The sequence below is a fragment of the Akkermansia muciniphila genome (assembly GCF_002884975.1).
Lineage (GTDB): Bacteria > Verrucomicrobiota > Verrucomicrobiia > Verrucomicrobiales > Akkermansiaceae > Akkermansia > Akkermansia muciniphila_C.
Genome location: NZ_PJKB01000001.1, coordinates 123432 through 139997, shown reverse-complemented (window position 1 = coordinate 139997; position 16566 = coordinate 123432). Strand labels below are relative to the sequence as shown.

Below are 16566 nucleotides of genomic sequence, written 5' to 3'. Positions count from 1 at the left end.
GGGCAAACGCGCATTCTCCTCGTCATGGGGCCTGTTTGTTCAGCAGGAAACACTCCGCTTTCACATAACCGCCGTAATTATTGCAGAAGGCCTTGTAGACGGCAGGCCCCATGTTGGTCTCGCAATAATACTTCACGGTAATGAAGTCCTTCCCGCGTTCCACATTCAGAAAACGGGAGGACAGCAGTACCAGGTTCGCCTGGTAGTTCCACAAGGCCATGTCATGCGCCATCTCCTTCCTGATCGCTTCACAGATGAAACTTTCCGGCGGAGGAAACAAAATGGCGCCGACGATGCCGATCAGGCAAATCCCCGGCACTACACCCAGCGCAAGCACTCCATGGCATTTCCTGGCCAAGGGGACATGGCCGGGCAACTGCCGGCGGATGATGAAACGGAACAGGTAACCCGCCAGCAGCATCACCGGAAAGGAGACGTTCACGAATTCAAAGGCCAGGCTCATTCCTCCAAGGGCGATAAAGCCGATGCCCTTCCACACCTTCCTGTAAACCGGAATGCACGCGCAAAGAATGACGTACAGGATATATCCCAGCAGGCAGAAAACAGGCAGAAGCACTCCCGTAAACATGTGCTCCACCATGCAGTCCCACGGATATTCCCTGCTGGGGCAGCAGGCCTCATGAAGAAACATGCATACAATGCTCAACAGCACCAGTCCGGCCAGAAGAATAGCCTTTAATTTTCTGGATTCATACAGAAGCCACAGCAAAACCACACCGAAAGGAAGCAAATAACAGCCGATACTGCTGAACACGGTGGACAACATGGGAATGTGCGGGAAGAAATGCATGTCTTGAAGATGGATGATACCGGTTAACGCATGAAATGGATACCGTCGACTGTAATTACAATAATTGGAAATAAGACAAATTCAAACATTCGTTTTCAAATAATGAAGAAAAAATCATATTCTTCTCATAAAACCCCGTCCCGAAGGACTACATAACTTGACAAAACAGACTCCTGAAAAAGATAATAACACCTTTATGAAGCGTTCTTTTCTCATCCAGGCAGCCGTCATTCCAATTCTCTGCTGCCTGTCCCACTGCACCCGCAAACCGCTTCTGCCGGAATACACGCCCCTGTGCTCCGGAGCGGTCCCCGGAGAGCAATCCTCCCGCGTCCTGCAGCCCGGAGAAAGGAGAATCTACCGGGTTGGACCGAAAGGCGGCATATATTACATCAATTCCCATAATAAAAAAGTTTACATCAAATCCAGGCGGACTCAATAGAAGACATGCCCGATCCCTCATTACTTTCCAAATAGGAAACAAATAATTACCCGGACGCGCCCATATTTTACTTTTGAGAAAATATTCCGCCTAAAAAACTCATCAGACTTATTTTCTTCTTGCCAAAACGGAAGAGGGCGGCTAATGTTTGCCGCACCACAACATCAAATGGTGTCGGTAGTTCAATGGTAGAGCCCCAGATTGTGATTCTGGTTGTTGCGGGTTCGAGCCCCGTCCGACACCCCATCCCCTTTCCTTTATAAAAAAGAGCACCTAGGTGCTCTTTTTTACTATCCAGCCCCCGCTACGCATGCGCAATCCAGAATTCGTCAAAGCCGCTTTTTCCGCCATTGCACCGCGCTATGTGGCCACCAACCATGTCCTGAGCATGGGCGTGGACCTGCTGTGGCGCCAACGCGTCGTCCAGCTTGTCTCCGAATGGAAGCCGGAACGCCTGCTGGACCTGGCAACAGGAACGGGAGACCTGGCCCTGGCCATTCTGAACGCGATGCCGGAGATTCAACTGACAGGCTCTGATTTCTGCCAGCCCATGCTGGACGTGGCAGCCAAACGCGGACTGGACAACCTGGTCTGTGCAGACGCCATGAACCTGCCCTTCCCCTCCGCCTCCTATGATGTGGTCACCGTCGCCTTCGGCCTGCGGAACATGGCCAGCTATCCGGACGCCCTGCGGGAAATGGCCCGCATGCTGCGGCCGGGAGGCCACCTGCTCATTCTGGACTTCTCCCTGCCTGAAAACCTGTTGAAAAGCCCCTACCGGTTCTACCTGCACCGTGTTCTTCCAGTCATCGCAGGGTGGATGACCGGCCACCGGGAGGCCTATGACTACCTGGCAGACAGCATTGAAGCCTTTCCCTGCGGGGAGGCCATGGTTGACCTGCTCAGGGAATGCGGCTACGGCAACATTACGGCGGAACCCCTGAACGGAGGAATCGCCAGCATTTACACGGCCCAGAAATGAGTGCTGGAGACGCGAGAGAGGGCATCATACGCGGCAAGGCGTCACGCGCCAGGCTGGGCGGAAAGCTTGCCGGGCTGTCCCTGCCCCGCCAGATCGCCGTCATTGCCTTTTGGCCCTTCCTGGAACAGTTGCTGAGCTTTTTCGTCACCTCGTCCGACCTCTTCATTGCCACCAAAATAGGCCTGGACGCCCAGGACACCATCAACATTTCCGACGGCATGGGAGCTGTCGTCTTCCTCATGTGGTTTGGCTTCGTCATCCAGGGGTCCATCATGATGGGAGCCACGGCCATCGTTTCCCGCATGACGGGAGCCAGGGACTACCCCCAGGCGCAGCACGGCCTGCACCAGGCCGCCATGCTGGGCCTGCTGGCCGGGGTTATCTCCTGCGGCCTGCTCTTCGCATGCAGCGGCTTCCTGGTCACCCATGTGCTGACCATGAATGAAGCCGCCCGGGCCTACGCCCTGCAATATGTCTATGTGGCCGCGTTCGCCGCTCCCTTCAGCGGCGTGGTCTTTGCCATCAATGCCGCCCTGCGCGGATCCGGAGATACCCGCCTGCCCTTCTGGATCATGATGGGCGTGGGCATTCTCAACGTCATCTTCAGCGTCACCTTCGTCTTTGCGGACGCCCCGCTGGGTGGCTGGCGCATCGGAGGCATTGCGGCGGGAACGGTTTGCGGTTACGCCATCAGCATGTGCGCGCTCATCCTCATCATGCTGAGGCGCAAGAAGAAAATATTTGCAGGCCGGCAACATGACTCGCTGGAAGAACTCGTCAGGGAAAACGGCGAGCACTACGCGCCGCCCCTCTATCTCAATTTCTCCAACCTGTGGCCGGACATGAGCATGCAGAAGCGCATTCTGAAAATCGGGCTGCCGCAGGCCGTGGAAGTCTTCGGCATGTGGGGCATCCAGATGTTCTGCCTCTCCATCATCAGCGAGCTGCCCATCAAGGGCGTGCTGGGCGTCCACAACATCGCCGTCCGCATTGAATCGCTCAGCTTCCTTCCCGGGTTCGCCATCGGCATGGCGGCCTCCACCCTGGTGGGGCAGTACCTCGGCGCACGGAACGCGCTCATGGCCCGCATCACCATCTGGAAATGCATGCGGTACGCCATCATCTTCATGACGGGGCTGGGCGTCCTCTTCTGCGTTTTCCCCTCCCTCTTCATGGAGATATTCTCCAACGGGAACATGACCCTCATTGACACCGGAATTCCCGTGCTGCGCACCATGCTGCTGGTGGAGCCCTTCTTTGCCGCCTGCATCGTCATGAAAATGTCCCTGCGCGGGGCGGGAGACACCCGGAGAGTCATGTTCATCTCCTACGGCATCATGGGCTTCTTCCGCGTCGTCTGCACCTGGATTTGGTTCAAGACGGCTCCGGAGACCATGACCCTGTGGGGCATTTGGCTGCTCTTCGCCTTTGAAATGGCCGTCCAGTCCACCATCCTCTATAAAATCGTCAAGGGCCGGAGCTGGACGAAACTGCAGGTCTGACCCTTCCGAACGCCTTTCCCGGACGCATGCAAATCCAAAACGTGATGCCTGCATAAAAACTTTGCTCTTCCCGTCAAATTCTGCTATCATTTTTCCACGTTGTTCTTCAACGGGCTCGTAGCTCAGCGGTTAGAGCAGGGGACTCATAATCCCTTGGTCGTAGGTTCGAACCCTACCGGGCCTACCAAAATAAATCCCCTCAAGTAGAAAACTTGAGGGGATTTTCTTTTGAAAGGGCAGAGTACGTGAAACCGTGAGAAAAACTGCACTGCACACGTGCACCGGCATGCCGTCAGCGCATCGTTGACCAGTGAAGCTCTATCCCACCGGAATTTACGCTTTTCAGAGGTTCCGGCTTCCGGAAATTCTGAGCAGCTCCCCCGGGAGCGCAGGTTCACGCCTGAATAGCCTGCACCATGGCGGACAAATCGTCGTCATACACGAACTTGCACTGGTCTCCACGCTGCTTGAACAATTCAAACAGGCGCGGCATGTCCGTATCCGGAACGGAAAAGCCCAGCGCACTCAGGCGCATCTTCACGGCATGCCTTCCGGAATGCTTGGTCAGGGGCAGTTCCGTGGAACCCCAGCCGATTTCCTCCGGGTCCATCACTTCATAAGTGCTCCGGTTTTTCAGCACGCCGTCCTGATGAATGCCTGACCCGTGGGCAAAGGCGTTCGCCCCCACCACAGCCTTGGAGCGCGAGACGGGCAACCCGCTCATGGCGGCCACCATGCGGCTGGTCCTCACCAGTTCCTTCGTCCGGATTCCGGTGCCCGCGCCGGAAAAGAAATCCGGACGGGAGCGCAGGGCCATGACGACTTCCTCCAGAGCGGTGTTTCCGGCCCGCTCCCCGATGCCGTTGATGGTGCCCTCCACCTGCTGCGCCCCGGCGCGGATGGCCGCCAGGGAATTGGCTACGGCCATTCCCATGTCATCATGGCAGTGGACGGACAGCCTGGCGCGGCTCACGTTGGGAACATTGGATTTCAGGTAGGAAATCAGGCGGTAGTATTCCTCCGGCATCGTGTAACCCACCGTATCCGGAATATTGACCACGGCGGCGCCCGCATCAATCACGGCTTCCACAATCTCCGCCAGGAATTCCGGCTCCGTTCGGGAGGCGTCCTCCGCGGAGAACTGCACTTCCCCGCATAATCCGGAAGCCATGGCGACGGCCTTGACGGCCATCTCCCTGATCTGCCCGCGGCTTTTTTCCAGCTTGTATTTTCGGTGGATGGGGGACGTGGCCACCACCAGATGGATGCGTTCCCGCTCTCCGGCAGCCTTCAACGCCTCATGGGCGGCAACGATGTCCTTCTCCACGCAGCGTGCCAGCCCGCAGACGCGGCTTTTTTCCGTGCGTTCCGCCACGGTGCGGACAGCGTGGAAGTCGCCGTCCGAGATGACGGGGAAGCCCGCCTCAATTACGTCCACTCCCAGAGCTTCCAGCTGCATGGCAACCTGTATTTTCTGCTCCACAGTCATCGCCGCGCCGGGGCACTGTTCCCCGTCTCTCAGCGTCGTATCAAAAATGTGTATATGTTCTTTCATTACAGTAAAAATGTTAAGGGTTCGTTCCTTCGGAAACTGCGCACGGAAAACGTTCCTGTTATGGAATCATTCCTTTGGCGCAAATCAAGACCAGCCGTTTACTTCCCTCGCGCCGGAACGGCTCACCGGCGCATATCAAGATATCTTCACGGACTACCGTCCGAGAAGTAGCAATAGACGACCTTGAAGGAACAGGGTGTTCATCTTGCTTATTTTTACCATAACTCCGCCCTGAATGGGGGAACAAGGCAGACGATGCATTTTTAACGCGGTTTTGTCAAGAACGGCGGGATGCATGACTTTTTCCGCAGAAAAAACCGTGCACGTCCCCCCCCCTTGAGGAGAAGCTACATTTCCCGGTGGGAGCGTATTTCCTGAATGGAGATGGACAGGGAGGCGCGGCCCCGGTACACGTTGCGGTCAATCGTGAAGGCGATGTCCCAGGGGGGATTGGGGAGTTCCCGCTCCGCCCCGTTGAAGAAGATGGCGTCACGTTCCACCATTCCCTGCCGCATGAAGAGTTTCAGGTGGTTGGTTCCCACGCGCTTGGGCGGCTCCGTGGGGAAGACGTCGGAACTCATGAAGAGGGGCTGGGGATTGGAGTTGCCGAAGGGTTCCAGCTTTTCATAGCTGTCCAGCAAGTCCAGCGTCAGGGCCTGGAAGGAGACTTCCATGTCTATGTTGAGCACGGGGCTGCGCTGTTCCTCCGTCGTGGTTTCAGAGACGTACCGGTTGAAGGCCTCGCGGAAGTCATCCATGCGGGCTTCCTCAATCACCAGGCCCGCCGCCATGTCATGGCCGCCGCCGGAAACCAGCGTATCCGCACAGTGGTGGATGGCCTGCACCAGGGACACGCCGGGAATGGAGCGGCCGGAACCCTTCCCCACGCCGCTTTCATCAAAGGCGATGACGAAGGTGGGCTTGTGGTACCGCCGCATGAGCTGGGAGGCCACGATGCCCACCACGCCGGGATGCCACGCGCGGGAACCCAGCACGATGACGTTGTCCCGTTCCGGATCAAAGGAGTTGTGAAGCATTTCCACCGCATCCGTCCGGATGGCTTCCTCTTCCTCCTGCCGCTTGCGGTTGTGGGAGTCCAGCATCTGCGCAAGCTGCACGGCGCGCCTGTTGTCCATGGTCAGCAGAAGTTCCAGGGCGTCCATGGGGGAGTCCATGCGCCCGGCGGCATTGATGCGGGGACCTATCCTGAATCCCACGTGCGCGGCGTTCAGGAAGCCCGCGTGGTTGGCGGAGTCTGAAGGGCGGATGCCCGCTATTTCCGTCAGGGTTTTCAGGCCCGTATGGCGGCTGTGCGCCAGCCTTCCCAGGCCGTGGCGCACCAGTATCCTGTTTTCGTCCACCAGGGGGACGATGTCCGCCACGGTGGCCACGGCCACCAGGTCCAGATAAAGTTTCAGGTCAAAGGTTTTCAGCTTCCGGTCCTTCAGCAGGGCGTGCGCCAGCTTGAAGACCACGCCCGCGCTGCACAGGTAGGTGTACGGGCTGTCTTCCTCAATTTTGGCATTGACCACCGCCACGGCGTCCGGACGGCCCAGCGGCCCCGCTTCATGGTGGTCCAGAATGATGACGTCTATTCCCAGGCTGTTGAGCATCTCCACTTCCTTTACGGAGGAGGTGCCGCAGTCCACCGTAATGAGCAGGCTGGGTCTTTCCGCACATTCGCAGAGGCAGCGTTCTATGCCCGCTTCACTGAGCCCGTAGCCTTCCCGTGAGCGGACGGGGATGAAGTATTGCGGGTCCAGGTCATAGGACATCAGAATGGCCCGGAGAAGCGCCACGGAGGTGACCCCGTCCACGTCATAGTCCCCGTAAATGCACACGGTTTCCCCTTCATCCACCGCCTGGAAGATGCGGTCCACGGCGGCCCTCATTTCCCCCATCAGGAAAGGATCGCTCAGATGGGAGAGCCTGGGCTCCAGAAAGAGGTCAGTTTCCGGTCCTCCGGTGAATCCGCGCTGCAGCAGGAGCTGCTTGACCAGCAGGGGCAGGTCTGCGGGAAACGCTTTCAAGACCGGATCATCCTCCCTCACGGAGGGGCGGAGAGTCCAATGAAAGCCCGGTGTCATGGGAGTATTTTATCCCGCCGCCCAACAGGGTCAAGGTTGTTTCCATAACAGGCTGTCAGAGCAGAAGAAGAGGGAAGGCCTCCATGCCGGATGCTCCATGAACGGAAAAGCCCCGTCCGGATGCTCTCCGGACGGGGCTGTCACATCAGGCCCAGAGCCTGAACCCGTTACTTTTTAGAGGTGAAGACCACCTCATTAATGATCGCGTCCGGCTGGGGGGCCTTGTACGTCAGGCGCACGGCGGAAGTCCCGGCGGGAATGGCGAATTCAGAGGCTCCGGGGCCGGCGTTCCTCTTGCCCACGGGCACCCAGGCTCCCTCGCCACGGCGCGCCTGAATGGCAAAGGCGGCGGACCCCACGACGACTACCTTGGAAGCCTTGGGGTTGTCCAGGTTGGGAATGGTCACGTCCAGGGGCTTGTCAGCACGGTAGACCGTTTTCAGGTTCCTGTCAGTCAGGGAGACCAGGCTGGTGCCGGGGTCCGACGGGGGAACGTCAAATTTGAACATGCTCAGGATGATGTCCTGTTCCTTGCCGCTTTTGTTGACCAGTTTCATGCCCTTGATTCCCTTGGGGAGCTGGTTCGCCTTGGCAATGAAGTTTTTGCCCTGCTTGTCCAGTTTCTGCACCACGGGCTTGGCGGAGCCTTCCACGTCCAGCTCAACCTCAGCCCAGGAGTTGACGTCATCCCGTTCCAGGTTGACTTCCAGCCAGGTGGCGTCCGTGGGGCCTTCCAGTTGCAGGGAGATGAATTCTCCGGGCTTCATCTTGTGCGTTTCCATCACGCGGTTGATACGCACGATTTTGTCGGATTTCTGTACGGAAACCCCTTCCAGCCCCGCCACATTGGAAGCAGCCATGGCTGCAGGAGGCGTGTTGACGGCTATTTCACGAACGGCGGTCCAGACGGCGCGGCCGTTGTCCGTTTTCTTCGGTTCAATGACGCGGTAGCGCACGGCACGGAGGGAGACGGGCTTGGGAGCCTGCCATACCACCTGCATGCCGGAGGTTTCCGGTCCCAGCGGTTTCCATGTCTTCATGTCCCGGGAGCCTTCAAGCTGGCCCCTGGCTACATAGTCGCCGTCCTTGTCATTGCGGCCCATGAGCACTTCCACGCTCCGCACGGGAATCTGCATGCCGTAGTCCACGCCATACCAGTCTCCCGGCTCGCCGTAAGCGCCGGAATGCCAGAAGGTGCCGCGGTCCCCGTCACAGAAGAGTTCCGCCTTGTCCATGCTGCCGCCCTTGACCAGGGGCTTGGGGGAAAGGGCCGGAGTGCCCGCAATGGCGGGGAAGGCTTTTTTGGAGACGATGTCCGCCAGTTCATTGACGGCGGGGGTCATCACGCGTGAACCGGTCTTCACCACGGAACGGTATAGCTGGCCTTCCTGGTTGTGGCGGCGGGAGATGCCGTCCATGGCCGCCAGCGCCTGCGTGGCCTGCACCAGTTGCGTCACGGCGTCCCTGGTGTTGTTTTCTTCCAGCGCCGCTATGGCATATTGCCCGGCGCGGCCCAGTTGTTCAAAGGCGTCCACCCAGGCGCCGATTTCCTTCATCAGCCGGGGATTGTCCGCCTTGGCCCGGATAACGGGCGCGGCGGCGGCCATGCGTGCAAATTCCTTTTTGAGCAGGGCCGCATCCGCTTTAGCCACCTTGCCTTCCCGCGCGGCTTCCAGTACGCGCTTGACCACGGGTTCTATTTCCACGGATTCCTCACGGCGGTAGCCGTGGCCGTTGGGGCCCTGGTCGGAGTTATGGTTCACAAAGACCTGCATGGCTTCCGCCGCCTGCGGGAACAGGCGCTTGACGCCTTCCTTCCAGGCTTCCTCCGATTTAAAGCCGTTGATGTTCCAGGTGTAGTCCGCAAGGCCGAAGAGGGAGACCTTGGACGCTTCCGGCTTGTCCATGGGGTTGGAGACGAAGCCGCCCATGGATTCCTTCGCGCCCGGTTCCGTGGCGACGCCGTACACGCGGCCCATGCACAGGTTGGAGCGGCAGTAGTCCGTTACGGGGAAGTTCCACCAGACGTAGGAAGGGCGCTTGATTCTCTTGTTCACCCACTGCTGGCCTTCCAGCGTGATGTCATGGCAGACGGAGTCCCCCGTCCACATGACGTGGATGGAGGGGTCCAGACGGTCGCCCAGAATGTCCAGGTAGGTTCCCGGCTTGGAGTCCGCCCAGCCGCGGTTGTACTCCGTGGGGCACATGACCAGGGGGGTGACGTCTTTCTTCACCTTGACGAATTCATTGTTGATCTTGTTCAGCAGGAGCGCCTGCATGTCCCCCCTCTTGCCTTCGCCGAAGATGTCGTCAAAGAACACGGCAAAGGACCGGACGCCCAGCTTGTACATCATCTCAAATTTTTTGATGACGTTGTTCATGTCCTCTTCCGTCCACTTGATGTCCTTGCCGGGGTGGATGGCCCAGACAAAGTCCACGTGGTTTTCCCTGGCAACCTTCACCAGTTCCTTGATCTGGGCGGCCTGGTCCGCGGGATAGGGGTCCCGCCAGTGGGGGGAGGAGTGGTAGGGATCGTCCTTCGGCCCGTAGATGTACGTGTTCATCTTGTTCTGGCCGTAAAAGCGCAGCTGGCTCAGACGGGCTTCATGGCTCCACGGAGTGCCGTAGAAGCCTTCCACCGTTCCGCGGAATTCAATGTCCGGCCAGTCCGTGATTTCACCCACGGGCAGCGTCACGCTTTCACCGCCGGTTTTCGTGCCGAGCTGCCGCAGCGTCTGCATGGCGTAAAACGCGCCGCGCTCGTCATGGGCTCCTATGGCCACTTTTCCCTGCGGGGAGATGACCAGCTTGTAGGCCCCTGATTTTTCCGGAACCCCGTTCAGCAGCTTGCTGCCCGCCGTCTTGGCGGAGCGGATGACTACGGAAGGCTTTCCGGAGAAGGCAACCGTCTGGGAGGAGAGTTTGGACTGCTGGGGAGCCGGATACACGGCGGGCGCCGCCGCAAGAGCGGAACCGCCCAGCAGGGCCGCCACGCTCAAACCACATTGAAGAAGTTGAAAGCCATTCATGATTATGCGCGATAATGGAATCAAAAAACACTTTCCACCTCAAGAAAAAACCTTTTGTTCAGGCGCTGCAATATGTCAACAGGAGGAAAGCGGGCAGCCCAGTCCGGAGGATGCCGGTAGATGGAAAGATTCCCGGGACGCATCCGTTCACCCCCCGGTCTTTTTTACTCAAACCATCCCTGCCACTAAGAGGCTTTTAATTCTAACCCACACGCAGCTTAAGCCGGTACGGCGAGACAATCCGGAAGATGAATGACCCAAACTTCCGGCTCCAGTATACGGTTTTCCTTTTCAACCGGATAATTGCGCATTCAGCCCACCCCGTCCATGTCCCCTTTTGCATCTTGCAGTTCCGTTCTTACCGTGTAAAATACATTTTCCCCACCCCCCTTTCCCTCCCCATGGAATTTTTCATTCTGCTGCTGGTCCTCGGCCTGCTTTCTGGAATGGTCTTCACCTTTGTGAAGGCCTGCCAGGTCACATCTCTGGAACAAAAAGTCCGCACTCTGGAAACGGAAGTCGCCCGACTGAAAGAACGTTTGGATCCCCGTTCCTCCCCCCGGAACGTCCCGGCAGAGACCAGGAAGAGCCTCCCGGCCCCTGCCGAATTTCCGGTTCAGCCTATCCGCAGGCTTCCCCCAGCCGCTCCGGTCCGGGAACCCTCCCCTTCTCCCCGGCACAGCGTGCAGACGGTCCGGAACATCAGGCCCGCCGCTGCCCTGCCCGCCTCCTTTTCCTGGGAATACTTCATCGGCGCCAAGCTGCTATCCTGGATAGGAGGGTTCGTCCTGTTCCTGGGAACCGGCTTCTTCGTCAAGTACAGCATTGACAATGACCTGATCTCTCCGGAATGGAGGGTAACCCTCACGTATCTGGCTGCCGCCGGCCTGCTGGGCGCCGGCCTGTCGCGGCTGAGGAAGAAGTATCCCATCCTTTCCGGCACGCTGACCTCCACGGGCATCCTGGTGCTGTACCTGGCTACCTGCGCCGGACGCATGTTTTACGAGCTTCCCTTCTTTACTCCGGCCATAGCCACCATCCTGCTGGCGGCCACCACGTCTGCCGCGTTCATCCTGGCGGTATGGCTGCGGTTCCGGGTGATTGCCTTTCTGGGCATCATCGGCGGGTTCCTCACCCCGGTCATTCTGTCCACGGGCCAGGACCATACAGGCACCCTGTTCCTGTACATGACCATCCTGAACGCCGGGTTGCTCGCCGTCGTGGCCGCAACCAGATGGACGGGAGCCGGGGGAGCCGGACTGGCTGCCTATACCATCCTGCTGATGGGCTGGTTTGACGAATACGGCGGCCCCTCCCATATTCTCGCCGTCGTCATCCTGTCCCTCTGCACCCTGCTTCTGTACGGGGGCTACGGCCTTTATGCCGGCACACGGCAGGCTGAACCGGACCGGAAGGGCGGCCCCTTCCTGCTGGCCTTCTGCGCCATTGCGGTAACCTGCCTGACGGCATTCCGCCTTCAGGCGGAGTGCAGCTTCCGGTTCCTTTCCCCTTCCTCCCACCTGCTCCTCCTGCTGGCGGGCATGCTCCCCATGATCGCCCTGCTCCCGCTGGCCCGCGCCAAAAGCACGTACTGGTCCTGCTTTCTTCCCATGGGGCTTTTCACCGTTTTCTATTTTTACCAGTCTTCCGCGGAAGAAGCCTCGCAATCTGCCCTCTGGATATCCTCCCAGCTCCAGGGCCTTTTCTGCCTGTTCATGATTCCGGCGTCTTATGCGGTGCTGTCCGCACGCACGCCGTCCGGAGGGGCCTACCTGGCGGAGCTTCAGCCCGGCGTCAGGATTTCCTGCTTCGCCACGGCGGCTCTCGCGTGGCTGCTGGTCATGCACCCGCTTTCACCTTCCCCCTTTTACGTTTTCCTGACGGCGGCCACGTTCTGCGGAATGGCGGCATGGCACCGGAGAGGGCAGGCCCTGGTGGCCGCGGCGGCCGGGTACACGATTGCGGCGTCCTATCAGGACATCCACCCTGCCGGTTCCGCGGTGATTTTCCTGGCGATCTTCCTGCTGCCCCTGCTGCTGGTCCGGCGGTTCCGCAGCGGCTTGCTGGCCTGGAGCGCCTCCGCCCTGGCATTCCCCCTCTTCTACCTTTCCTGGTGGCTCTTCGGAACGGCCCACCATCCGGAGGCCACCCACTTCTGGGATTCCACCGTCGCGCTTGCCTGTGCGGCGCCTCCGCTGCTGGCGGCCCTGGCCCTGCGGCGGCTCCCGGAGGAAACGCTTTTGAAGCGTTCCGCCATCCTCTGCTTTTATTATGGAGCCGCCATCGGCATGCTGACGCTGGCCATCGGCCTCCAGTGGACGGGCGCCCCCCTGACCGTAGCCTGGTCCCTGGAAGGGCTGGCCCTTCTGCTGCTGTGCGGCAAATTCCCCCTGCCCAGGCTGGCCTGGACGGGATTTTTCCTGCTGGCCTTCCTGTTCGTCCGCAACGGCCTCTCCCAGGCCTTCGTGCAGCTTGACCCTGCCGGAATGCCGGCCCTGCGCACGATGTTCGCCACCATGGTTTTCTGCTGCATGGCCGGAGCCTGGTGGGTCCAGAAGAAAGTGACGCCGCGCCTGCCGGGAGGCCGCAGCTCCGGTCTCCGCGTTCTTGTCGCGGCCCTGAATATTTTCGGGGCCATCCTGCTTTTCATCTGGATGAATACGGAAATATCCTGTGGCTTCGCCGCGCCGGGTGATCGTCCGCTGATGATCCAGTTCGGGAGCAGCGTGGCGCAGGACCTCACCATTTCCATTGCCTGGAGCCTCTTTGCCCTGGGCCTGATTGCCACGGGGTTTGACATCAGGTCTTCCAGGGTGCGCATGGCGGGACTCGCCCTGCTGGGCATCACCCTGCTGAAAGTCGTCTGTTATGACATTTCCAGCCTCGGGCAGCTGTACCGCGTGGGAGCCTTGGTGGGGCTGGCCGCCATCGTGCTCATCTCCTCCTTCCTGTACCAGAAGTTCACCATGAAGCTGAGGAACAAAAAGAAGAGCCAGGGAGAGGCCCCGAAAAGTTAGCGTCATCTCACTTTGGAAGACAAATTTGACCATTGCATCACTTGAAGGGCGGTTCATAATGCGGAACATGCTCCGGCGCATTCTGATTCCTTTTCTGTGTCTTCTGGGCCTGTTCTGCACTCTTCAGGCCCAGGACGCCCCCGCCCTGAAAATCGCGGCCCTGCACCCTGTCCTGGGAGACATGGCCCGCTCCATCGGCGGCAGCCATGTGCAGGTGGCGGACCTGCTGCGCCCCAACGGCAACCTGCACAGCTTTGAACCCGCTCCGCAGGATATCGCCGCCGCCGGGCAGGCGCGCCTGGTGCTGGCCTCCGGCAAGAATCTGGAGCCGTACCTTCCCAAGCTGAAGGACGCCCTGGGCGGAAAAGCGCAAATTCTGGACCTGGGAGCCTCCATTCCGGACGTTCCCGTGGCGGCGGACACCGCAGACCATGACCATGCTCACGGGGATGACTGCTGCGCCCACGGCCCCAATGACCCCCACTGGTGGCACACCCCCGCCAACATGAAACGCGCCGCCCGCGCCCTGGCTGCCGCCCTCACCCGGATGGACCCGGCCCATGAACAGGATTACAAGGCGGGACTGGCCCGGTGGAACAGGAAGATGGACCAGCTTTCCTCCTGGGCCAGGAAAGAGCTTGCGGACATTCCGGAAGCGGACCGCATCCTGGTGACGGGGCACGCGGCCATGAACCATTTCTGCAAGGAATTCGGCTTCCGCAGCATCAGCATTCAGGGAGTGAGCCGGGAAGACGAGGGAAATTCCGCCCAGCTGGCCTCCACGCTGAAGAAACTGCGCGCCGCCGGGGTGAAGGCCCTGTTCCCGGAATATTCCTCCAACCCCAAGAGCCTGACGGAGATCGCCAAATCCCTGAACATCCCCGTTGCCAAGCCGATCAATACCGACGGGCTGGCTCCGGACGGCCACACCTTTGAGACCATGTTCAAGCAGAACGTCGGCATCATCAAGGAAGCTCTTTCCCCGTCACCCAGACCATGACCAGCTCCCCCCTGCGACAGTTTTTCCCGGCCCTGGGAGTCGTCGTCCTGCTGGGGCTGTTCCTTTACCGGATGACGGCAGGGACCCCTCCGGCGCAGGAAGTGTCCCGCCCGGCTTCCGCGGAGCAATCCGCGGACGTTCCCACGGTCATTACGGTGAGGTGCGCGCACCGTCCGGAATTCCTTTCCATCTCCCATGGAGGCCGTGTCCTCTGGCAGTCTTCCACACCCGGCCTGCATGAAGAAGTGGAATGCGGCCTTCCGCTGGAAAACGGTTCCGTCACCCTCACCGTTTCCGCCCGGTGGCCGGAAGACACGCCGGACACCCCCGTCACCCTGGAACTGGAACCGGAGGGGAGGGAGGCGGCCTCCGCCACGCGGTGGTCCTTCGGCCCTTCCCTGAACGACAGCTACTCCTTCTCATGGAAATAAACAGTCCAGACCCCCACTGCGCCCAGGACCACATCTGCTGGGGAGCCCATGCCAGCCATCCGGACCGCCACCGGCTGGAGGTGCGTAACCTCAGCGTGTATTACGGGAGGCTTCTTGCCCTGGACGGCATCAGCTTTTCCATCACCTGCGGCCACACGCTGGCCCTGATGGGTCCCAACGGCGCGGGAAAATCCACGCTGATCAAGGCCCTGGCGGGCCTGATCCGGCCTGATTCCGGAGAAATCCTGTGGAATGGCCGCCCCCTGCACGATACGCCGGGAGAAATAGCCTACCTTCCCCAGCGTTCCGACGTGGACTGGTCCTTCCCCATCACCGTGCGCGCCCTGGTGGAGATGGGACGCTACCCCTCCCTGGGGCTGTGGAAGAAGTTCGGGCCGCATGACCGGGACATCGTGGAGAAATCCCTTCACGTGCTGGGCATGGAAACCCTGGCGGACCGCCAGATTTCCGAGCTTTCCGGCGGCCAGCAGCAGCGGGCCTTCCTGGCGCGGGCGCTGGCCCAGGAGGCCCACGTCCTCCTGCTGGACGAGCCCTTCACGGGGCTGGACGCCCCCGCGTGCCAGTCCCTGGGACAACTGCTGGATTCCCTGGCGGCGGAAGGCCGCCTGGTGATCGCCTCCCATCACGACCTGAATACGGCTGCGGAAATTTTTGACACCATCCTGCTGATGAACAGGGAGCTGGTCGCCTTCGGCCCCGCCAAGGAAGTGCTTACCCCCCGGCGCGTCAGTGAGACGTATGGAATGGAACCCCAACCGGAAACCCGACTTTCATGATGGACGATTTTCTTCAATTCCTCCGCGAGCCCATCGCGCAGCGCTCCCTGCTGGCCTGCGTCATGATCGGCTTCGCCAACGGCTTCGTCAGCGGGCTGGTCATCCTGAAAAAATCGGCTCTCCAGATCGGCACGCTGTCCTGCGCCCTGCTGCCGGGCATAGCCCTGGCCGTACTGCTCTTCGGCCTCACCCGCTGGAGCCTGCTGACGGGCGCCGTGGTTGCCGCCCTGCTCGTAGGGCTGGGTTCCCTCTTCGTCTCCCGCACGTCCCGGCTGAACCAGGACACGGCCCTGTCCATCCTGCACACCACAGCCTTCGCCGCGGGCTTCATCGTGCTGGTGCGGCTGGGCCTTCAGCAGAAGATTGACGACTGGCTGTTCGGCTCCATCATGAGCCTGTCAGACTCCGACCTGTGGATCGCCTTCGCCATCAGCTCCGTGAGCGTCCTGATCCTGCTGCTCTTCCGCCGCCCCATCCTGATTTACCTGTTTGACCCGGACATCGCCACCACGCTGGGCATACCCTCCCGCCTCATCAGCTACGGCATCTTCACCCTCATCATCCTGGTGCTCGTCTCCTCCCTCCAGGCCGTGGGAGCGTTCCTGACGCTGGGCCTCCTCGTCGGTCCCGCCGCCACGGTATACATGCTCACCAACAAGCCCTCCCACCTCTTCTGGGGTGGCGGAATCATCGGCGGACTGGGCTCTTTGCTGGCCTTTTACCTGTCCTTCCCGCTGGGCTGGCACCTGGGCGCAACCATCATTCTGGTGCTGGGAATCATCTTTTGCGCAGCCTATTTGTACTCATCACGGTGCGGGCTTTTAAAACAGCGCAGAAAGAATTCTTCCTCCGTACAATAACAAGGCCCATTTTCATGACAATCCATGACACGCAGACTACTAGTCCGCCGTGG

Annotated in this window: 11 protein-coding genes and 2 tRNA genes; 9 read left to right on the top strand and 4 right to left on the bottom strand. The window is 60.0% G+C overall.

From position 1 onward, the window contains the following. Positions 1-22: 22 nt before the first annotated feature. Positions 23-811, bottom strand: a complete 789-nt coding sequence (locus tag CXU21_RS00650; RefSeq protein WP_102724652.1) for a hypothetical protein — start codon at positions 809-811, stop codon at positions 23-25. A 613-nt stretch (positions 812-1424) separates the two neighbouring features. On the opposite strand from CXU21_RS00650, the gene CXU21_RS00640 reads away from it, so the two are divergent. The 4 genes from CXU21_RS00640 (at position 1425) to CXU21_RS00625 (ending at position 3924) form a co-directional block, all read left to right on the top strand. After that, positions 1425-1499, top strand: a tRNA-His gene (locus tag CXU21_RS00640). A gap of 64 nt (positions 1500-1563) precedes the next feature. Next, positions 1564-2235 carry a ubiquinone/menaquinone biosynthesis methyltransferase gene (locus tag CXU21_RS00635; protein ID WP_102724650.1) on the top strand — a complete coding sequence of 224 codons (672 nt, stop codon included), beginning with the start codon at positions 1564-1566 and terminating at the stop codon, positions 2233-2235. Then, positions 2232-3737, top strand: coding sequence for an MATE family efflux transporter (locus CXU21_RS00630; protein WP_180972562.1), 1506 nt, complete (start codon positions 2232-2234; stop codon positions 3735-3737). Before CXU21_RS00635 ends, CXU21_RS00630 begins: the two co-directional genes overlap by 4 nt. Positions 3738-3848: 111 nt before the next feature. Continuing rightward, positions 3849-3924 (top strand) — tRNA-Ile (locus tag CXU21_RS00625). A gap of 207 nt (positions 3925-4131) precedes the next feature. On the opposite strand, the gene CXU21_RS00620 is transcribed toward CXU21_RS00625, so the two are convergent. The 3 genes from CXU21_RS00620 to CXU21_RS00610 all read right to left on the bottom strand — a co-directional run bounded on the left by CXU21_RS00620 (position 4132) and on the right by CXU21_RS00610 (position 10408). Further along, positions 4132-5292, bottom strand: coding sequence for a 2-isopropylmalate synthase (locus CXU21_RS00620; RefSeq protein WP_102724648.1), 1161 nt, complete (start codon positions 5290-5292; stop codon positions 4132-4134). A 347-nt stretch (positions 5293-5639) separates the two neighbouring features. Next, the gene (gene recJ, locus CXU21_RS00615; protein ID WP_102713555.1) at positions 5640-7379 is read right to left on the bottom strand and encodes a single-stranded-DNA-specific exonuclease RecJ; all 1740 of its coding nucleotides are present in this window, start codon (positions 7377-7379) and stop codon (positions 5640-5642) included. A gap of 167 nt (positions 7380-7546) precedes the next feature. Beyond that, complete coding sequence (locus tag CXU21_RS00610) at positions 7547-10408, bottom strand: beta-N-acetylglucosaminidase domain-containing protein (protein ID WP_102724647.1); 2862 nt, start codon at positions 10406-10408, stop codon at positions 7547-7549. Between the two features lie 401 nt (positions 10409-10809). On the opposite strand from CXU21_RS00610, the gene CXU21_RS00605 reads away from it, so the two are divergent. From CXU21_RS00605 to CXU21_RS00585, 5 genes are all read left to right on the top strand, one after another. Further along, on the top strand, positions 10810-13425 hold the full coding sequence (locus tag CXU21_RS00605; RefSeq protein WP_180972561.1) for a DUF2339 domain-containing protein: 2616 nt from the start codon (positions 10810-10812) through the stop codon (positions 13423-13425). A 67-nt stretch (positions 13426-13492) separates the two neighbouring features. Beyond that, positions 13493-14425, top strand: coding sequence for a metal ABC transporter substrate-binding protein (locus CXU21_RS00600; RefSeq protein WP_180972560.1), 933 nt, complete (start codon positions 13493-13495; stop codon positions 14423-14425). Further along, a complete protein-coding gene (locus CXU21_RS00595; RefSeq protein WP_102724644.1) occupies positions 14422-14856 on the top strand; it encodes a hypothetical protein in 435 nt (144 codons plus the stop codon). The genes CXU21_RS00600 and CXU21_RS00595 overlap by 4 nt, the downstream gene beginning before the upstream one ends. Continuing rightward, a complete protein-coding gene (locus tag CXU21_RS00590) occupies positions 14847-15653 on the top strand; it encodes a metal ABC transporter ATP-binding protein (protein ID WP_257996537.1) in 807 nt (268 codons plus the stop codon). Before CXU21_RS00595 ends, CXU21_RS00590 begins: the two co-directional genes overlap by 10 nt. Continuing rightward, positions 15650-16513 carry a metal ABC transporter permease gene (locus tag CXU21_RS00585; RefSeq protein WP_102713565.1) on the top strand — a complete coding sequence of 288 codons (864 nt, stop codon included), beginning with the start codon at positions 15650-15652 and terminating at the stop codon, positions 16511-16513. The genes CXU21_RS00590 and CXU21_RS00585 overlap by 4 nt, the downstream gene beginning before the upstream one ends. Positions 16514-16566 lie beyond the last annotated feature (53 nt).

Excerpts from the sequence above, each read along its gene's own strand:
- CXU21_RS00650 (WP_102724652.1), bottom strand. The coding sequence starts at position 811 with ATGCATTTCTTCCCGCACATTCCCATGTTGTCCACCGTGTTCAGCAGT.
- CXU21_RS00635 (WP_102724650.1), top strand. The coding sequence starts at position 1,564 with ATGCGCAATCCAGAATTCGTCAAAGCCGCTTTTTCCGCCATTGCACCG.
- CXU21_RS00630 (WP_180972562.1), top strand. The coding sequence starts at position 2,232 with ATGAGTGCTGGAGACGCGAGAGAGGGCATCATACGCGGCAAGGCGTCA.
- CXU21_RS00620 (WP_102724648.1), bottom strand. The coding sequence starts at position 5,292 with ATGAAAGAACATATACACATTTTTGATACGACGCTGAGAGACGGGGAA.
- recJ (WP_102713555.1), bottom strand. The coding sequence starts at position 7,379 with ATGACACCGGGCTTTCATTGGACTCTCCGCCCCTCCGTGAGGGAGGAT.
- CXU21_RS00610 (WP_102724647.1), bottom strand. The coding sequence starts at position 10,408 with ATGAATGGCTTTCAACTTCTTCAATGTGGTTTGAGCGTGGCGGCCCTG.
- CXU21_RS00605 (WP_180972561.1), top strand. The coding sequence starts at position 10,810 with ATGGAATTTTTCATTCTGCTGCTGGTCCTCGGCCTGCTTTCTGGAATG.
- CXU21_RS00600 (WP_180972560.1), top strand. The coding sequence starts at position 13,493 with ATGCTCCGGCGCATTCTGATTCCTTTTCTGTGTCTTCTGGGCCTGTTC.
- CXU21_RS00595 (WP_102724644.1), top strand. The coding sequence starts at position 14,422 with ATGACCAGCTCCCCCCTGCGACAGTTTTTCCCGGCCCTGGGAGTCGTC.
- CXU21_RS00590 (WP_257996537.1), top strand. The coding sequence starts at position 14,847 with ATGGAAATAAACAGTCCAGACCCCCACTGCGCCCAGGACCACATCTGC.
- CXU21_RS00585 (WP_102713565.1), top strand. The coding sequence starts at position 15,650 with ATGATGGACGATTTTCTTCAATTCCTCCGCGAGCCCATCGCGCAGCGC.